12 protein-coding genes are annotated in these 17508 nt (G+C 72.1%); 5 read left to right on the top strand and 7 right to left on the bottom strand.

Going from position 1 to position 17508, the window contains the following annotated elements:
• Positions 1 to 21: 21 nt before the first annotated feature.
• The 3 genes from H293_RS0125950 to H293_RS0125940 all read right to left on the bottom strand — a co-directional run bounded on the left by H293_RS0125950 (position 22) and on the right by H293_RS0125940 (position 4181).
• Complete coding sequence (locus H293_RS0125950; RefSeq protein WP_078612666.1) at positions 22 to 1767, bottom strand: LCP family protein; 1746 nt, start codon at positions 1765 to 1767, stop codon at positions 22 to 24.
• A 151-nt stretch (positions 1768 to 1918) separates the two neighbouring features.
• Complete coding sequence (locus H293_RS0125945; protein WP_028808203.1) at positions 1919 to 3103, bottom strand: LCP family protein; 1185 nt, start codon at positions 3101 to 3103, stop codon at positions 1919 to 1921.
• Positions 3104 to 3446: 343 nt separating this feature from the next.
• Entirely contained in the window at positions 3447 to 4181 is a 735-nt protein-coding gene (locus H293_RS0125940; RefSeq protein WP_020120758.1) for a TIGR03089 family protein, read from the bottom strand.
• A 129-nt stretch (positions 4182 to 4310) separates the two neighbouring features.
• Here H293_RS0125940 and H293_RS0125935 point away from each other — a divergent pair, with 129 nt between their 5' ends.
• Together H293_RS0125935 and manB are read left to right on the top strand one after the other, a co-directional pair.
• The gene (locus tag H293_RS0125935; RefSeq protein ID WP_020120757.1) at positions 4311 to 5777 is read left to right on the top strand and encodes an N-acetylmuramoyl-L-alanine amidase; all 1467 of its coding nucleotides are present in this window, start codon (positions 4311 to 4313) and stop codon (positions 5775 to 5777) included.
• Positions 5778 to 5964: 187 nt separating this feature from the next.
• Positions 5965 to 7047 carry a mannose-1-phosphate guanylyltransferase gene (gene manB / locus H293_RS0125930; RefSeq protein WP_020120756.1) on the top strand — a complete coding sequence of 361 codons (1083 nt, stop codon included), beginning with the start codon at positions 5965 to 5967 and terminating at the stop codon, positions 7045 to 7047.
• Positions 7048 to 7206: 159 nt separating this feature from the next.
• Here manB and H293_RS0125925 read toward each other — a convergent pair whose 3' ends face one another.
• The 4 genes from H293_RS0125925 to H293_RS0125910 form a co-directional block, all read right to left on the bottom strand.
• Positions 7207 to 8235: a DNA-3-methyladenine glycosylase family protein gene (locus H293_RS0125925; protein WP_397895352.1), complete on the bottom strand. Its 1029-nt coding sequence runs from the start codon at positions 8233 to 8235 to the stop codon at positions 7207 to 7209.
• A 97-nt stretch (positions 8236 to 8332) separates the two neighbouring features.
• Complete coding sequence (locus tag H293_RS0125920) at positions 8333 to 9649, bottom strand: coenzyme F420-0:L-glutamate ligase (RefSeq protein ID WP_020120754.1); 1317 nt, start codon at positions 9647 to 9649, stop codon at positions 8333 to 8335.
• Positions 9646 to 10605, bottom strand: coding sequence for a 2-phospho-L-lactate transferase (gene cofD / locus H293_RS0125915; protein WP_020120753.1), 960 nt, complete (start codon positions 10603 to 10605; stop codon positions 9646 to 9648). Before cofD ends, H293_RS0125920 begins: the two co-directional genes overlap by 4 nt.
• Before the next feature lie 34 nt (positions 10606 to 10639).
• Positions 10640 to 11185, bottom strand: coding sequence for a cysteine dioxygenase (locus H293_RS0125910; protein WP_020120752.1), 546 nt, complete (start codon positions 11183 to 11185; stop codon positions 10640 to 10642).
• 699 nt (positions 11186 to 11884) lie between these two features.
• Between H293_RS0125910 and H293_RS0125905 the strand changes: the two genes are divergently transcribed.
• The 3 genes from H293_RS0125905 (at position 11885) to H293_RS0125895 (ending at position 17498) form a co-directional block, all read left to right on the top strand.
• Positions 11885 to 12148: a WhiB family transcriptional regulator gene (locus H293_RS0125905; RefSeq protein WP_003990679.1), complete on the top strand. Its 264-nt coding sequence runs from the start codon at positions 11885 to 11887 to the stop codon at positions 12146 to 12148.
• A gap of 182 nt (positions 12149 to 12330) precedes the next feature.
• On the top strand, positions 12331 to 15990 hold the full coding sequence (locus H293_RS0125900) for a glycosyltransferase family 2 protein (RefSeq protein WP_106968403.1): 3660 nt from the start codon (positions 12331 to 12333) through the stop codon (positions 15988 to 15990).
• Positions 15987 to 17498 (top strand): DUF5719 family protein, encoded by a 1512-nt coding sequence (locus tag H293_RS0125895; RefSeq protein ID WP_020120750.1) that lies wholly within the window; start codon positions 15987 to 15989, stop codon positions 17496 to 17498. Before H293_RS0125900 ends, H293_RS0125895 begins: the two co-directional genes overlap by 4 nt.
• Positions 17499 to 17508: the final 10 nt, after the last annotated feature.

Below are 17508 nucleotides of genomic sequence, written 5' to 3'. Positions count from 1 at the left end.
AGGTCACCGCAGAGCGGGCTCTCACTTGGCGCACTCGACCTTGTCGGCCGTGGACTGCTGCACCCCTTCCGGGGCCTTCGTCGCCGTGGTGAAGGACACCCCGGCGCCCTTGAAGTCCTTGCCCAGGGTCAGGGTCATGGTGGGCAGGCCCTGGGAGTTGGTGACGCTCTTGCCGGGCTTCAGCGCGGAACCCGACAGCCCCATGATGGCCGCCAGCCTGCGTGCCTGGTCGGCCTGGTCGGGGGCGTACTCCAGGGTCGTCTTCGCCAGCGACGCGTCCGCGTTGCCCGCGTTCTCCGACTTCAGTACGCCCTCCTCGTTCTGGAGGTACACCAGCTCGGCCTGCGCGCTGCCCGCCGCCGCACCGCCGTTGAGGATGCGTACCCGTACCTCGGACGCGGCCGACTTGGTGCCCTTGAGCCGGGCCGCGGCCTCCGCAGCCGCGGCGTTCTTGGACGCGCCGGCCTTCTTCTTGACCTCCGTGAACGACACGTCGTTCTTGATCATGTCGAAGACCGTGGGGGCCGTCGCGTCGTTGAGGACGACCGTCGCCTTGACCTTCTCCGCCGGGTTGTCGACGACCGGCACGGTGGTGAACGTCAGGTTCTTCACGTTCAGCTTGCCCAGCTCCAGGCCGAGGTCCTTCAGCTTGCCGATGCTGTCGAGCTGCGAGTCGACGGTCAGCGCCTTGGTGCCCGCCTCGGCCAGCTTCAGCATCTTCGCCGGGTTGGTGAGCGTGTCGTTCGACTTCAGCTTGCGCACCAGCGCGCTCAGGAACTGCTGCTGGAGCCCGATCCGGCTCAGGTCACCGCCGAAGCCGACCGAGTGCCGGGTGCGCACGAACGCCAGGGCGTCCTCACCCGAGATGGTGTGCTTGCCCTTGGACAGCTTGAGCTTGGAGTCCTCGTCGTCGATGTCCTTGCCGAGACAGACCTCGACCCCGCCGACCGCCGTGGTCAGCGTCTTGACCGCGTTGAAGTCGGCCACCATGAAGTTGTCGGCCTGGATGCCGGTGAGCTCGGTCACGGTCCGCACCGTGCAGCTGGGGGTGCGTTCGTCCTGGCCCAGGCTGGTGTTGAAGCGGACGTTGTCCGTGCCCGCGATGACCTTGGTGGTGCCGTCCTCCTGCGTGGTCGGGCAGTCCGGCACATCCACGATCAGGTCGCGCGGGATGCTGAGCGCGGTCGCGTTCGTACGGTCCTTGGAGACATGCAGCAGGATCGTGGTGTCCGCGTGCCCGACGCTGTCCTTGTCGCCGTATTTGTCGTTGCCCTTGCCGGTGCGCTTGTCCGTGCCGATCAGCAGGATGTTGATCGCTTTGTCGGACTGGAAGCCACCGGTGCTGGCGCCGTCGTCGGAGACGGAGGCGATGTTGCTGTTGAGGTGGCGGATGTAGAGGTACCCGCCGCCCGCGGCCGCGACCAGCACGAAGGCCATCGTGCCGCCGGTCCACAGCAGGGCCTTCTTCGCCGAGGACTTCTTTTTGACGGGCCGGCGTCCGCGCCGCCCCGGCAGCGGCTCCTCGGGCGGAGCGCCCCGGCGCCTGCGCGGCGGCGGGACGCCGCGGCCCGGGGCCACGGGAGCGGCCGTACGACCGGAGGGCACGCCCGACCTGCTCGGGGAGGGTGTGGATCTACGGGGACCGGGAACACCCGACTGCGGTGCGGAAGGGGTCAGTCGCAGTTCGTATTCACCGGTGTGCGGGTTGAGTACCCACTGGTCTGCGGGGTCGATGTCGCCCGCCCGCCCACGGCCTTGTGCGTCCACGGTTGCTGAATCCTCCGTCGGCCGGATGCACCGGATCGCTCACACTAGCCGTCCGATTCGCCGACAGGTTACGGCGGTGACGAATTCCACGCCCCTACAACCGGGCAATCCGCCCATTTGCTCGGACACCGGTTACACCTTGGGGAATGCTTTACCCGCAGGTGTCCTCGGCGGCCGTGTTACCGCGGAAGGCGGGGACCCCGCCGCCGTTCTCAGTTTCTCCATAGGGTTCTTCGTCGTGAGAATGTTCTGAAACCTTTGGGGCTTTCTTCGTCACCTTCACCGGCGCGTCCTTGCGCAACCGTTCGAAAAGCCGCCGGGCCTCGGGTTCCACGAGTTGATCACGATTGGCGTCGTAGACGTACGACTCCCGCGGCACGGTAAGGAATTGAACACGCTCCGTGGGGATGTGCCGCAGGCCGCGCACGAGTTCGTACAGCCCGCGCAGGCTCGCCAGACCGGGATCGGTGGTGAGCGAGGAAGTCGCCGCGTCCAGCACGGGATAGAGCTTCACCGGATTCAGCAGAACGTCATTGCTCTGCACCTTGTGGACCAGTGCCCCGAGAAAGCGCTGCTGGCGGTCCATCCGGTCGGTGTCGCTGCCGTTGCCGAGGGACTTGCGGGCGCGCACATAGCCGAGCGCCTCCTCGCCGTTCAGCGTCACCCGCCCCGCGGGAAGCCGCAGCTCGGCGGCCTTGTCGTCGATCGGTTCGGCGAGGCAGACCGCCACCCCGTCGACGGCGTCCACCATGTCCTTGAACCCATGGAAGTCGACGACCATGTGGTGGTCCACGCGAATGTTCGTGAGTTTCTCGACGGTCCGGATCGTGCAGGCCGAACCGCCCTTCTGGAAGGCGTAGTTGAACATCGCGAACATGGGCTCGCTCCGGGTCCCGTCCCGCCCGAGGCAGGCCGGCACGTCCACCATCAGGTCCCGGGGCAGCGACACGGCCGTCGCGGCGCGCCGCCCGGCGGCCAGATGCAACAGGATCGTGGTGTCCGACCGCTCGGTTCCCGAGTCCCGCCCGTACTGTCCGTTGCCGTCGCCCGACCGCGAGTCGGACCCGATCAGCAGGATGTTCTGCGCGCCCTTGACCAGCGAGGTCGGGCGGTCCTTCTCGTACCGGGCGAGCTCCGCGGCGGCGGCGTCGTCCGCGGTGATGTTCCCGTCGAGCTTGGCGTAGACGGCCCACCCGGTGCCGACGGCGACGAGGACGAGCACGCCGACACCGAGCCCGACACCGCCCAGCCGGCGCCGCCGGCGCCGCCGTATGAGCCCTTCGCCGTGGGCCGATGCCCCGAGGCCGGGCCCGAGGGGGCGAGCACTGTCGGTCACGAGTCGGCCCACCCCTCATGGCGTACGCATCTGTACCTACGACCATGGCGTGAACCGGACGCGAGGGTGGCCCGTTACTGGTCCGTGCGGGTGAGCGTCGCCGCCTGGCGGGTGCGGGGCTGTGCCTAAATGCGGCTCCGCCGCGGGACGCGACAAGCCGCGGCGGACCCGCGCTCGGCATGGGGTCGTCCGGTCATCGGAGGCGCGAGGGTGGCCCGTTACTGGTCCGTGTCCGTGCGGGTGAGCGTCGCCGCCTGGCGGGCGCGGGGCTGTGCCGACCTGCGGCTCCGCCGCGGGACGCGACAAGCCGCGGCGGACCCGCGCCCGGCACGGGGTCGTCCGGTCATCGACGGGTGGCCGTGACCCGCTCGCTCTCGATCCGCTGGGCGAGCGCCTCCTCGCTCAGCCGCTCCGGATGACGGCACAGCACCACGGACCCTCCCGTGGCGAGCGGCCCGTACAGCCCGGCGCACACCCCGTCCCACGTGTCGTACGGCAGAGCGGACAGCACCCGGTCCCCGGTCCCCTCCGCCCGGGCCCGCTCGACGACCTCCGCCCCGCTGAACTCCCGCCCGGCGACGACCAACGCGGGCTCGTCCGGATCCACCGGAGCGAAGGGCGCGAACCGGTCCCCCTGCCCCGGCACCTCCACGGCGTAGTCGACGAACCCCTCCGGCGTCTGCGGGAACCGCCCGCCCAGCGGCCGCAGCGCCAGCGCGACGCGCTCCCCGGAACACGCCCGAGCCGCCTCCAGCGTGTCCGGCCCGCTCACCACCACATCGGCCGCGGCCGGATCCCCGCCGACGTCCGCGACCACCCCCACCGACGCACAGGCCAGCAACCACACGGCCGTCTGCCAGTGCGCGGGCAGCAGCAGCGCCACCCGGTCGCCGGGCGCCACGGCGAGGTCGCCCTGGAGCAGGTTCGAGGTCTTGGCCACCCAATTGGCGAAGGTGGCCACGGACAATTCGACACGTTCGCCCGTGGCGTCGTCGTAGAAGGTCACCAGGGGGCGGCCGGGATCCGCGGCGAGCGCGGAACGCAGCAGGTCGGCAGGGGTGCGATCGGTGGCGTTCATCCGCGAAAGCGTACGCGGGCACGCGGTCGGACACCGCTGCGCGGGGCCACCGGTTCGGCGCAACGGCACCCGACGGTCCGTCAGTTCCCCGATGGACAGATTTATATGACTATGTCCAGGATCGGGAACATGCGTGGACTTCTTGCTTCCTCGATCGGCGTCACCTGCGCGGCCGCCCTCGCCCTGCCCCTCACCTCGCCCGCCGTCGCGGCGAGACCGGTGTCCCCGGCAGCCGTGAGACCGGCCACGGGCGCGGAAGCCCTCGGCGGCACCCAGTCGCTGCCCCTCGCGCCCCTCGCCGCCCGCGACCGCACCCTCGCCCCGGCCGCCGAACAGGGCCTGCCCCGCCGGGACGTACGGCACTTCTCCCTCGTGGGCGTGATCTGGGACGACCCGGACGCCGTGCTGCACGGCAGTGTCCAGGTCCGCACCCGAGCGGCCGGCACCGACACCTGGTCGCTCTGGCAGGACCTGGAGACCCACAACGACGACGCCGCCGACCCCGGCACGGCCGAGCGCACCTCCGGCCGCGTCCACGGCGCCACGGCACCGCTGTGGGTGGGCGACTCCGACGGAGTGGAGGTACGGGTCCGCGCCGAGGCCGACCGCAGGACCGAGGACACGGCCCGCGGCTCCCGTACGGCGACCACGACCGGCCCGCTTCCGACGGGGCTGCGTCTGGAACTCGTGGACCCGGGGGAGAGTGCGCCGGAGCCCGCCCGGCAGGAGAGCGCGGCGGGCGCACCCCAGCGCGCCGTCGCACCCCGTTCAGCGCCCTACTCCGCCCCGCACTCCGCCCCCCGTCCGGCGCCCACCGCAGAACCCGCCGAGGCCCGCGCCGCGCTGGACGCCTCCGCCGCCAACGCCGAGCTCGCCGGTCTCGACGGCCCGGACGCCACCGAGATCCCGACGCTGGACCGGCAGCAGACCGAACAGGAGCTCTTCGCCCTGCGTGCCGGGGAGTTGACGGGGCAGCAGCGGGTGAAGCCGTACATCGGGCCGCGCCCGCGCATCGTCACCCGGCGCGGCTGGGGCGCCGACGAGGGACTGCGCGAGCGGAAGTTCGTCTACACGAAGAAGGTCAAGGCGGCCTTCGTCCACCACACGGCGTCCGGCAACGGATACAGCTGTACGCAAGCGGCCTCGCTCATTCGCGGTATCTACCGCTACCACGTCAAGAGCATGGGCTGGCGGGACATCGGCTACAACTTCCTCGTCGACAAGTGCGGAAACATCTACGAGGGCCGGGCGGGCGGGGTGGCGAAGCCGGTCCTCGGCGCCCACACCCTCGGGTTCAACTCCAACAGCATGGGGATCGCCGTCCTCGGCAGCTACGGCTCCAAGAAGCCGCCCGCCGCCGTGACGACGGCCATCGCACGGCTCGCCGCGTGGAAGCTCGGTCTCCACGGCGCCAACCCCAAGGGCAAGACGTATCTGAAGTCGGGCGGTGGCAACCGCTATCCGAAGGGTAAGAAGGTACGACTGAACGTGATCTCCGGTCACCGGGACGGCTTCGCCACGGAGTGCCCCGGATGGCAGCTCTACCGCAAACTCGGATCCACCCGCACGACAGCCGCCCGTCTCCAAGGTCGTTGACGGTCGCTGGGGACCGAGGAGAGTTCGCGGGGGAGTTCGCAGAGGAGTTCGTACCACCCGTTTCACCGCCGTCGGGGGGCAGGCGCGAATGCCGCACGGCCGCCCGAAGGTGCCGCACAACGGTCTGCATACACTGGCCGGTCGAAAGACAGTTCGGGCCGGTCCCGGCAGGAAGCGGAGACGACAGGTGACAGAAGCGATCCTCCTGGTCGGCGGCAAGGGCACGAGGCTGCGACCCCTCACGGTCCACACCCCCAAGCCCATGGTCCGCGCGGCCGGCGTCCCCTTCCTCACCCATCAGCTGGCCCGAGCCAGAGCGGCGGGCGTCGACCACATCGTCCTCGCGACGAGCTACCTCGCGGACGTCTTCGAGCCGTACTTCGGCGACGGCTCGTCCCTCGGCCTCCACATCGAGTACGTCACCGAGGAGGAGCCCCTCGGCACGGGCGGCGCGATCCGCAACGTGGCCGCCCGTCTGCACTCCGCCCCCGACGACCCGGTGCTGATCTTCAACGGGGACATCCTGACCGGCCTGGACATCAGGGCGCTGGTGCGCACCCACGAGACCACGGGCGCCGACGTCTCCCTCCACCTCACGAAGGTGACGGACCCCCGGGCCTACGGTCTGGTCCCCACCGACGAGACGGGCAGGGTCCTCGCCTTCCTGGAGAAACCCCAGACCCCCGAGGAGATCGTCACCGACCAGATCAACGCGGGGGCGTACGTCTTCCGCCGCTCGGTCATCGACACGATCCCGCAGGGCCGCCCGGTCTCGGTCGAACGCGAGACCTTCCCCGAACTCCTGTCGGCCGGGGCCCACCTCCAGGGCATGGTGGACTCCACGTACTGGCTGGACCTCGGCACCCCCGCCGCCTTCGTCCGCGGCTCGGCGGACCTGGTCCTCGGCCGGGCCCCCTCCCCGGCGGTCCCCGGTCGCTGCGGCGACCGCCTGATCCTTCCCACGGCAAGGGTCGCCCCCGACGCCAAGCTGACGGACGGCACGGTGGTCGGCGAGGGCGCGTACGTCGCGGGGGGCGCCCGAGTCTCCGGCTCGACGATCCTCCCGGGCGCGGTGATCGAACCGGGCGCCGTCATCACCGACTCCCTGATCGGCACCAGGGCCCGCGTGGGCGAACGCTCGGTCCTCACCGGCACGGTCATAGGCGACGGCGCGATCGTCGGCGCCGACAACGAACTGAGGGACGGCATGAGGATCTGGTGCGACGCGAGGATCCCGGCGGGAGCGGTCCGCTTCTCGTCGGACCAGTAGCTGCGATTCAGCCGGTGAATCCAGCCCCTCCGGCGTTTGAGGACCGGGGGTCCGGGGGCGGAGCCCCTGGGAGCGGGGTCGAAGGGGCGGCAGCCCCTGGAGGACGGGACGGGTAGGGGCGGCGGGGGCGAAGAAATCCCCACGGCGCCCCACCACCGGTCACAACCGCCCGATGTCCCCCCGGGTCATCTTCGGCGCCCGCCGGGGAGGCGTACGCCCACTCAACAAGATCAACCGAGCCGCCCGGTGCCGCTGCCCCGCATACGGCTCCAGCAACGACAACATCATCGCGTCATCCGCGTCCCGGTCCCCCGCGAGCGCGAACCCCACGATCCCGGGCAGATGCAGATCCCCCACGGTCACCGCGTCCGCCGCCCCATGACTGCGCTGCACCACCTCCGCGGAGGTCCACGGCCCCACCCCCGGCACCACCTCCAACCGCGCCTGCGCCGCAGCAGGAGACATCCCCACCGCCTCCTCCAGCCGCGCGGCCACCCGCACACAGCGCAGAATCGTCGAGGCCCGCTTGTTGTCCACCCCGGCCCGGTGCCACTCCCACGACGGAATCAACGCCCACGTCCGCGGCGACGGCATCACCCACAGCCGCCCACCCGCCGCGGGCCCGGGCGCCGGCTCCCCGAACTTCCGCACCAGCAACCGCCACGCCCGATACGCCTCATCGGTCGTGACCTTCTGCTCCAGCACGGAAGGAATCAACGACTCCAGCACCAGCCCGGTCCGCGTCAGCCGCAACCCCGGCCGCCGATGCCAGGAATGCGCCACGATCCGGTGCCGGGGCACGAAGGCAGAGGGATCGTCCGCGGCCCCGAGCAGCTGCGGCAACTGAGAGAGCAGCCACTCACCCCCCGGCCCCCACGCCTCGCCGCGCACCTCACCGCCGTACACGCACACCCGCAGCGTCCCCGGCCCGGTCGGTGTGAGACAGGCCCGCCACACGGACCCGTCCGGAAGGGCCCGGAAGGTGGGATCCCCCGGCCCCCGTCGAAGCGCCCCGAGCACCAGCCCGAGATCGACGGGCCACCCCGGGGTCCACCTCCGCACCCGCGGGGCCTCCACCGGCACCGTTTCCCGCCGCGCGGCGGGCACGACGACCTCCCCGCCGCGCACAGTCGTACGGGTGGGTCGGGGAGTGATACGGGTGGGTCGGGGAGTGAAACGTCCTGCCACGAAGGAAGTCCTGGGATACGAGGGGAACCGGAGGAAGCCCTACGAGAGTAGGCGCAAGCCGAGGCCCGCCACCGCACCTCGCCACATCGGGCGCATGTCACCGCACCTCGATGAAGCTCCCCGCGTCCCGCTCCGGCCGGGGCCGGGGCTCCTCCGCCGGATGCCCCACCGCCACGGCCCCCATCGGATCCCAGTCCTCCGGCAGCCCCAGCACCTCCCGCACCACCTCGCGGCAGAACATCGTGGACGACACCCACGCCGACCCCAGCCGCTCGCCGGCCAGCGCGACGAGGAAGTTCTGCACCCCGGCCCCCGCGGCGACGACGAACATCTCCCGCTCGGCCGCGTCCCGCCGCGCATCGCCGTACGTGTGCGACCCGTCCATCACCAGACAGGGCACGACGAGATACGGCGCCTTGCGCAGGACGTCGCCCCGCCGCACCCGCTTGGCGATGGACTCCTCGGACTTCCCGTCCCGCCGCAGATCGGCGATCCAGGCGTCCCGCATGGCGTCCAGCAGCCCGGTCCGCGCACCCTCGGACTCCAGCAGCACGAACCGCCACGGCGTGGTGTGGTGGGGCGCCGGCGCGGTGACCGCGAGCGCCACCGCCCGCCGCACAGCCCCGGGGTCGACGGGCTCGTCGGTGAAGGCCCGTACGGTACGGCGCTGGGTGACCGCCTCCCGGACGGCCTCCGAGGTCCCCAGCCGGAACATGTCGTCGCGCGCGTGGCGCACCATGGCCCGCGCCCCCTCCGCGTGCTCCCCGGCCACGACATGCGCCAGCCCGCGTACGACGGCGACGGGCAGCCCGGCGGCCTTGCCCTTGACGAGGTCGCCGGCGGCGGCCAGTTCGTCGGCCGTCGCCACGACGGTCGCGCTGAGCGGATTGCCGTACGCGTCCGTCCCGCCCCGCAGATCGTCCAGCACCCGCACCCCGGCGGCCCCGATCGCGACATCGGTGAGCCCGGCGCGCCAGGGCCGCCCGAAGGTGTCGGTGACGACGACCCCGATGTCGACCCCGAGGGCGTCCCGCAGCCCGTCCCGGATCGCCCGCGCGGACGCGTCCGGGTCCTCGGGCAGCAACAGCACGGTCCCCGAAGGGGTGTTGGAGGCGTCGACCCCGGCGGCGGCCATCACGAGCCCCTGCCGGTTCTCCACGATCCGGAGCGGCCCGCGCCGCGCCACGACCCGGACGGTCTCGGCGTCGATCGCGGCCTCCCGGTCGTCCGCCTCGACGACCCGCCCCTCCGCCTTGGACACGATCTTCGAGGTGACGAGCAGTACGTCCCCGTCGACCAGCCCGGGCTCCGCGGCGGCGATCAGCTTGGCCAGGTCGTCCCCTCGCTGCACCTCGGGAAGGCCGGGGACGGCCCACACTCTGTAGCCGTCGGCTTCGGCAGGCTTCTCGCTCACGCTCCGCGCACCTCCTCCGCCAGCTCCAGCGCCTGTACGGCCATCCGCGTGGTCGCGTCGAGGTCGGTCATCATCAGCGGTACGGCCCGGCAGCGGATGCCGGCCGACTCGATCCGCTCGACCGCGCCCGCGTCCACGGTGTCGACGAGCCAGCCGTCCAGCAGCCCCGAGCCGTAGTGCTCGGCGACCGCCGCGGCCGTGGACTCGACGCCGACCGCCGCGAGGACCTTGTCGGCCATGCCGCGCACGGGCGCGTCCCCGACGATGGGGGACAGGCCCACGACCGGCACCCCGGCGTCGGCGATCGCCTCGCGGATGCCGGGCACGGCGAGGATGGTGCCGACGGACACGACGGGGTTGGACGGCGGGAACAGCACCACGTCCGCCTCCGCGATCGCCTCCAGGACCCCCGGCGCCGGCTTGGCCTGCTCCGCGCCCACCGGCACGACCGCGTGGGCCGGCACGGACGCCCGCATCCGCACCCAGTACTCCTGGAAGTGGACGGCCTTGCGCTCACCGTCGATCTCGACCGCGACATGCGTCTCGACCCGGTCGTCGGTCATCGGGATCAGCCGCACCCCGGGCTTCCACCGGTCGCACAGCGCCTCGGTCACCGCGCTCAGCGGATATCCGGCGCCGATCATCTGCGTCCGCACGATGTGCGTGGCGAAGTCCCGGTCCCCGAGCCCGAACCACTCCGGCCCGACGCCGTACGCGGCGAGCTCCTCCTTGAGGTGGAAGGTCTCGTCGGCCCGCCCCCAGCCCTGCTCCTCGTTGATGCCACCGCCGAGCGTGTACATCACCGTGTCGAGGTCCGGACAGACCTTCAGCCCGAAGAGGTGGATGTCGTCCCCGGTGTTGCCGATGACCGTGACGTCCGCGTCCGGCGCGGCCTGCTTCAGACCACGCAGGAAACGGGCACCGCCGATGCCGCCTGCCAGAACCACGATTCGCATGGAAGCCAGTCTTGCAGGCGGGTACGACAACCGGTCACGCGGTGACGACGTCCACCTCGCCGTGGGTCTCGCGGGCGGTGCAGGCGAGGGGGGTCCCCCCGGTCGAACGGAGTTGAGACTGGGGGAGCATCGGCATCTCGGTCAGGCCGGGGTAGTAGACGTGCAGGCTCACCGCCGGCTCCAGCGCGTCGTTGACGACCTCGTGGACGTACCCCGGCGCGAACACCCGCTGCGCCCCCGCGCCCAGCGCGCGCGTGCCCCGCTCGGTCCGCTCGGTCAGCGTGCCCTCCAGGACGGTGAGGACCCCGGAGGAGCGGCCGTGGTCGTGCAGCCCGCTGCCCTGGCCGGGAACCCAGGACAGCAGCCACACCTCGTAGCCGGGTCCGGTGCGCAGCCGGTGGTACCAGCGGCTGGTCGCGTCGTACTGGACGAGGTGCGCCCACTGCGAGCGGTCGGCGGCGACGGAGCGGGCCAGTCCGACGAACTCGGCGACGGTGGCCGGGTGCTCGCGGGGTGCCTGGAGGAGGTGCGGGACCTCGAGGAGGTCGCCGGCGATCTGGAGGTCGTTGTCGCTGTTCATGGGGTGCGATGGGTCCTCGGCGAAGAGTGGGGGCGGCTGGGTGTCGCGTACCGTCCGCCCGGATCACGGGAAGACAGGAATGCCCGGGTGCGGGCGGGGCACAAGCAGCCGAGTCACGGTGGACTCAGGAGCAGCCGGAGCGCGTTGGGCTCAACAGCTGGAACAGCAACAACAGCTACAGCGAGCGCGGGCAGCACCGTGGGACCCCGCCGTGCGGGTCAAGGTGAGTGCCAAGTTCGCGAGCATGCCCACAAGGACAGCGGCTCACACCATCACTGTCAACTCGACACCCTGAAAGTGGGACATGTTTCACCTCATCCGGTCCATTTCCATGGTGAAAGGTTTGTTCAGGCGCCGACCGGGACACATGGCGCACAACCGGGCGCACGGGCCGTGAGTTCACCGCGACTTCCCCGCATGCGTACGGAACGAGTTCGAACTGACGGGCGTCCTTCCCCGTACAGGCCCGAAAGGTCTGGCGCGGCTCGGCGGCCCTCTCGGGTCTCATCTGCTTGTCAAGGTTTATGCCGATTTGAACACTTTCAGCGAGGCCTTGGTTCCGCAGAGTGAATAAGGGGCCCAATAGCAGATCTCGGCTTGACTCGCCCGGAGCAGCACACTTGTAATTTCACTCGTGTCGTTCAGCCGAAATCGGTAACGGCCGTCACACGGGGACGCGAAGACAGACGAGGGGCGCACATGACCGAGCTGGTGCAGCAACTGCTGGTCGACGACGCGGACGAGGAACTCGGCTGGCAGGAGCGCGCGCTGTGCGCCCAGACCGACCCCGAGTCCTTCTTTCCCGAGAAGGGCGGCTCCACCCGCGAGGCCAAGAAGGTCTGCCTGTCCTGCGAGGTCCGCTCCGAGTGCCTCGAGTACGCCCTCGCCAACGACGAGCGCTTCGGTATCTGGGGTGGTCTGTCGGAACGCGAACGCCGCAGGCTGAAGAAGGCCGCCGTCTGACCCGAGGCACCCTCACCGCACTTCTCGTACGCAACCGAACGGCCCGTCGCACCTGGGTTATCCACAGGCGGCGGGCCGCCGTCTTGTCCAGCCGATAGTGTGGGCGCTCGTCCGAGACGCCTCGCCGCCCCCTCAGGGCACAGGCGTCCACCGCAGTCCACCGAACCGGGGCCCGTACCTCGATGTCCGTGCACAGCCACACGGCAGCCCAAGACCACGCTGCCACTCCTGAGTTCCCGCGTCATGTGGTGACCGCGGTGCTCGTCTCCCACGACGGCGCCCGCTGGCTGCCCGACGCGCTGGCCGGGCTGCTCGGCCAGGAGCGCCCCGTGCAGTTCGCCGTGGCCGCCGACACCGGCAGCGCGGACGACTCCGCCCAGCTGGTCACCGACGCCCTCGGCGCCGACCGGGTCCTGCACCTCGCCCGGCGCACCGGCTTCGGCCAGGCCGTCGAGGAGGCGAACCGCACCGCCCCGGTCCTCACCCCGGACGAGTTGCCGTACCTGAAGCGGCCGAGCGGCTGGGACCCGGTCACGCGCACCTGGCGCGACGACGCCTACGACCTGCCGGAGCTGCCGCACGGCGAGCCGGTCCAGTGGCTGTGGCTGCTGCACGACGACTGCGCCCCCGAACCCGACGCCCTGGCCCAGCTGCTGCGCGTCGTGGAGAACGAACTGGAGCTCGGCCGCGACGACGTCGCCGTCGTGGGCCCCAAGCTCCGCGGCTGGTACGACAAGCGGCAGCTCCTTGAGGTCGGCGTCTCCATCGCCAACTCCGGCCGCCGCTGGACGGGCCTGGACCGCCGCGAACAGGACCAGGGCCAGCACGACCACGTCCGGTCCGTGCTGTCGGTGTCCACCGCCGGCATGCTGGTCCGCCGCGACCTCTTCGAGCAGCTCGGCGGCTTCGACCGGCGCCTGCCCCTCATGCGGGACGACGTCGACCTGTGCTGGCGCGCCCAGGCCGCCGGCCACCGCGTCCTCATCGCCCCCGAGGCCGTCGTACGCCACGCCGAGGCGGCCTCCCGCGAGCGCCGTGCCGTCGACTGCGCGGGCCGCACCACCGCCTCCCCGCACAAGGTCGACAAGGCCGGCGCCGCCTACACCCTGCTCGTCAACGTGCGGACGGCCGCGCTGCCCTGGGTGCTGGTGCGCCTGGTCGTCGGCACCCTGCTGAGGACCGTCGCCTACCTCGTCGGCAAGGTCCCCGGACAGGCCCTCGACGAGATCCGCGGTCTCCTCGGCACCCTGCTGCGGCCCGAGCGGATCATCGCCGGGCGCAGCAGACGCGGCGCACCCGTCGTCGACAAGGCCGAGCTCCGACAGCTGTTCCCGCCGCCCGGCGCGACCGTGCGGGCCACCGTGGAGCAGGTCGCGGGCAACCTCTTCGGCGGCTCCGACGCCGAGGCCTCCACGGCCGGACGCCATGGCGGCGGCATCGAGTCCGGGCCCGGCGGCGACGACGCGGAGTTCCTGGAGATCGAGCAGTTCGCCCGCCTCAAGCGCATCGCCCGCAAGCCGGGGCCGGTGCTCTTCCTCGCGCTGCTGCTGGTCGCCCTGGTCGCCTGCCGCAACCTGCTGGGCGGCGGCGCGCTCGCGGGCGGCGCCCTCCTGCCCGCCCCGGCCGACGCGAGCGAGCTGTGGGCGCGCTACGCGGACGCGTGGCACGCGGTCGGCGCCGGCGGCACCCCGTCCGCGCCGCCCTACCTGGCGATCATCGCCGCGCTGTCCTCCGTGCTGTTCGGCTCGACCGGTCTCGCTCTGACGGTCCTGCTGGTCTGCTCGGTGCCGCTGGCCGGCTTCACGGCCTACTTCGCCTCCCGACCGCTCGTCGAGTCCCGCCTCCTGCGCGCGTGGGCGGCCGTCGTCTACGCCTTCCTGCCCGCCGCCACCGGCGCCCTCGCAGGCGGCCGGGTCGGCACCGCCGTCCTCGCCATCCTGCTGCCGCTCCTCGCGCGCGCGGGCGTCGCGGCCGCCGGGCTGACGAACAGCACGGGCGCGCGTGGCAGTTGGCGCGCCACCTGGGCGTTCGCTCTCCTGCTCACGATCACCACCGCGTTCACGCCGATCATCTGGCCGATCGCGCTGATCCTCGGCATCGCCCTGCTGGTCGTGCGCCGCACCGACATCACCGCTTACGGCCTGCGTTTCCTGGCCCAGTTCGGCACCCCCCTGCTGGTCCTCGCGCCTTGGTCGCTGACGCTGCTCCCGTTCGGCTTCTTCGAGCAGGCGGGTCTGGAGTACGGCTCGTCGAGCGCCTCCGCCCTCGACCTGCTCGGCGCGAGCCCCGGCGGACCGGGCACCGTCGACGGGCTGATGCTCATCGGAGTGGTGCTCGCCGCGCTGGCCGCCCTGCTGCGCACCGAGCGGCAGTTCGGCATCTGGACGGCCTGGGCGGTGGCCCTGGTCGGCCTGGTCTTCGCGGTCCTGTCCAACGACTCGACCTGGGCGGGCCCCGCCACCCTCGTCTACGGCCTGGCCCTGCTGGCCGCGGCCGTGCTCGGCGCCGACGGGGCACGCGCGCGCGTGGCCGAGCAGAGCTTCGGCTGGCGTCAGCCGGTCGCCGCGCTGATCGCCTTCGCCTCCGCCGCGGGCCCGCTGCTCGTCGCCGCGGGCTGGATGCTCGGCGGCGCCGACGGCCCGCTGGAGCGCCGCGACCCCGTGCAGGTGCCCGCGTTCGTCGCCGAGGAGAGCGGCACCCGCGACCAGGCCCGCACCCTCGTCCTCGACAGCGACTCCACCGCCCACGTCGGCTACATGCTGGTGCGCGGCTCGGGGGCCCGCCTCGGCGACGCCGAACTCGCCGCCGCCGACGGGGAGAACACCAAGCTGGACAAGGTCGTCGCCAACCTCGTCGCCGGCTCCGGCGCCGACCAGGCGAACCAGCTCGGCGGTTTCGCCGTGCGGTACGTTCTCGTCCACAAGGGCGCGCCCCGCGAGGTCACGCGCGTGCTGGACGCCACCCCCGGCCTGACCCGGCTCAGCCAGCAGGACGGCAGCGGACTGTGGCGGGTCGACCAGGAGGTCGCGCGCGCGACGATCGTCGCGAAGTCCGGTTCGGGCCCCGCGCAGCCGGTGGCCGCGGGACCCGTCGACCTCCACACCACGATCCCGTCCGGCGCCGACGGCCGGGTCCTGCGCCTCGCCGACAGCGCCGACGAGGGCTGGACGGCCACCCTGGACGGCAAGCCGCTGACTCCCACCACGGTCGACGGCTGGGCCCAGGGCTTCGAACTGCCCGCCTCCGGCGGCACGCTGGACGTCACCTTCGACGATCCCTTCACCCACACCCTCTGGCTGTGGATCCAGGGCTTCCTCGCCGTCGTCCTCGTGGTGATGGCCCTGCCCGGCCGCCGCCGCGACGTCGACGACGACCTCCCCGAGGAGCCGGCGGTCTCCGCCCAGCCCGTGGCCGGTGAGGGCCGCCGCGCCCGCCGGCTGCGCGCCCAGGCCGAGGCCGAGGAGACACCCGCGCCCGAGGACTTCCCCGCCCCTCCGCAGGAGGCCCCCGCCGCGGTCCCGCAGCAGCAGCCCTACGGCGACTGGGACGCCCCGAGCTACGCGAACGCCGAGTACGGCACGTACAGCGGTGACCAGTACCAGAACGCCCAGCAGTACCCGGCGGGCGGCTACGACCAGCAGCCGTACCAGGCGGACCCGTACCAGGGCGGCCAGTACGACCCGTACGCCTACGGCGGGCAGAACCAGCAGACGTCGTACGACCAGACGTACGGCGGCCAGTACGAGCAGCAGTACGACCAGGGCTACGACCCCGCGTACGACCCGGCGCAGCAGCATCCGGACCCCACCGGCAGTGAGCGCCCCGACGGGAGTCAGCAGTGAACCGCACCACCGTGTCCCTCATCGCCGGCACCGCCGCGCTCGCCGCCGTCACCGGGTTCGCCACGCTCAGCTCACCGGAGCCCGCGGGCACCGCCAGGACGGCCGCCGAGCTGCCGGTGGAGCGCACCAGCCTGCTGTGCCCCTCGCCGAGCACCTCCGACATAGCGGAGACCTCGTACACGTCCTTCACGCCCGTCACCAAGGACGCGGGCGGCGGCGGCAAGGCCGAACTCCAGGCGGCCGTCGCGGAGTCGGACGGCAAGAGCAAGAGCAAGAGCAAGAGCACGGGCAAGGACAAGGGCAAGGGCAAGAAGGCCGGCAAGCCGGTCCTCGAACCCCAGGAGCCCGGCAAGCCCGCCACCGGTGACACCTCCGGCGGTGACGCGCCGGCCCTCGTCGGCACCGCCGAGGGCAAGTTCGCGCCCGGCTGGACCGTCCAGGAGACCACCGAGGTCGCGGCGGGCTCCGGACGCGGGCTTCAGGGCGTCAACTGCTCCGCGCCCGACACGGAGTTCTGGTTCCCGGGCGCGAGCACGGCCGCCGACCGCACCGACTACGTCCACCTGACCAACCCCGACGACTCCGCCGCCGTCGTCGACATCAAGCTGTACGGCAAGGACGGCGCCCTGGACTCCACGCTGGGGGAGGGCATCACCGTCGCGCCGCACTCCAGCGACCCGATCCTCCTGTCCACGCTCACCGAGGAGAAGCAGGAGAACCTCACCGTCCATGTGAACGTCCGCAGCGGGCGCGTGGGCGCGGCCGTGCAGGCGCTGGACGGCAAGCTGGGCGGCGACTGGCTGGCCGCGTCCACCGACCCGTCCGGCAGCCTGGTGCTGCCCGGCATCCCGAAGGACGCCACCGCCGTCCGCCTGGTCGCCTTCGCGCCCGGCGAGTCCGACGCCGACCTGAAGGTGCAGCTCGCGTCCCCGTCCGGTCTGATCACCCCCGCCGGCAACGAGACGCTGCACGTGAAGGCGGGCATGACGGCCTCCGCCGACCTCGGCGACGTCACGCGCGGGGAGGCCGGTTCGCTGGTCCTGACCCCCACCGACACGTCCGTGCCGGTGGTCGCCGCGCTGCGGGTCGTCCGCGGCAAGGGCGACGACCAGGAGACGGCCTTCATCCCGGCCACCCGTCCCGTCGGCACGCGCGCGACGGTCGCCGACAACAGCGCCAAGGGCACCACGCTCTCCCTGACCGCCACGCGCGGGGCCACCGTCAAGGTCACGGCCTCGGCGGGCAGCGAGGGCGGCGAGGCCGTCTCGAAGACGTTCACCCTCAAGGCGGGCACCACGCAGAACGTGGAGGCCCCGACCCCGACCGGCCTCAAGGGCACCTACGCCCTCACGGTGGAGCACGTCTCAGGAGGTCCGGTCTACGGCGCCCGCACCCTGGCGGCGACGGAGGAGGGCGTCCCGGGCTTCACGATCCAGACCCTCCCGGACGACCGGGGCATGGTGGCCGTGCCGGACGCGGACGAGGACCTGTCGGTGCTCCAGAAGTAGCACGGGGCGA

Source organism: Streptomyces canus 299MFChir4.1 (assembly GCF_000383615.1).
In the GTDB taxonomy this organism is placed as follows: Bacteria; Actinomycetota; Actinomycetes; order Streptomycetales; family Streptomycetaceae; genus Streptomyces; species Streptomyces canus_C.
The sequence above is the reverse complement of the archived record's forward strand: the minus strand, read 5'-3'. Positions and strand labels throughout refer to the sequence as shown.

Excerpts from the sequence above, each read along its gene's own strand:
- H293_RS0125900 (WP_106968403.1), top strand. The coding sequence starts at position 12,331 with ATGTCCGTGCACAGCCACACGGCAGCCCAAGACCACGCTGCCACTCCT.
- H293_RS0125910 (WP_020120752.1), bottom strand. The coding sequence starts at position 11,185 with ATGAACAGCGACAACGACCTCCAGATCGCCGGCGACCTCCTCGAGGTC.
- H293_RS0125935 (WP_020120757.1), top strand. The coding sequence starts at position 4,311 with ATGCGTGGACTTCTTGCTTCCTCGATCGGCGTCACCTGCGCGGCCGCC.
- cofD (WP_020120753.1), bottom strand. The coding sequence starts at position 10,605 with ATGCGAATCGTGGTTCTGGCAGGCGGCATCGGCGGTGCCCGTTTCCTG.
- H293_RS0125905 (WP_003990679.1), top strand. The coding sequence starts at position 11,885 with ATGACCGAGCTGGTGCAGCAACTGCTGGTCGACGACGCGGACGAGGAA.
- H293_RS0125940 (WP_020120758.1), bottom strand. The coding sequence starts at position 4,181 with ATGAACGCCACCGATCGCACCCCTGCCGACCTGCTGCGTTCCGCGCTC.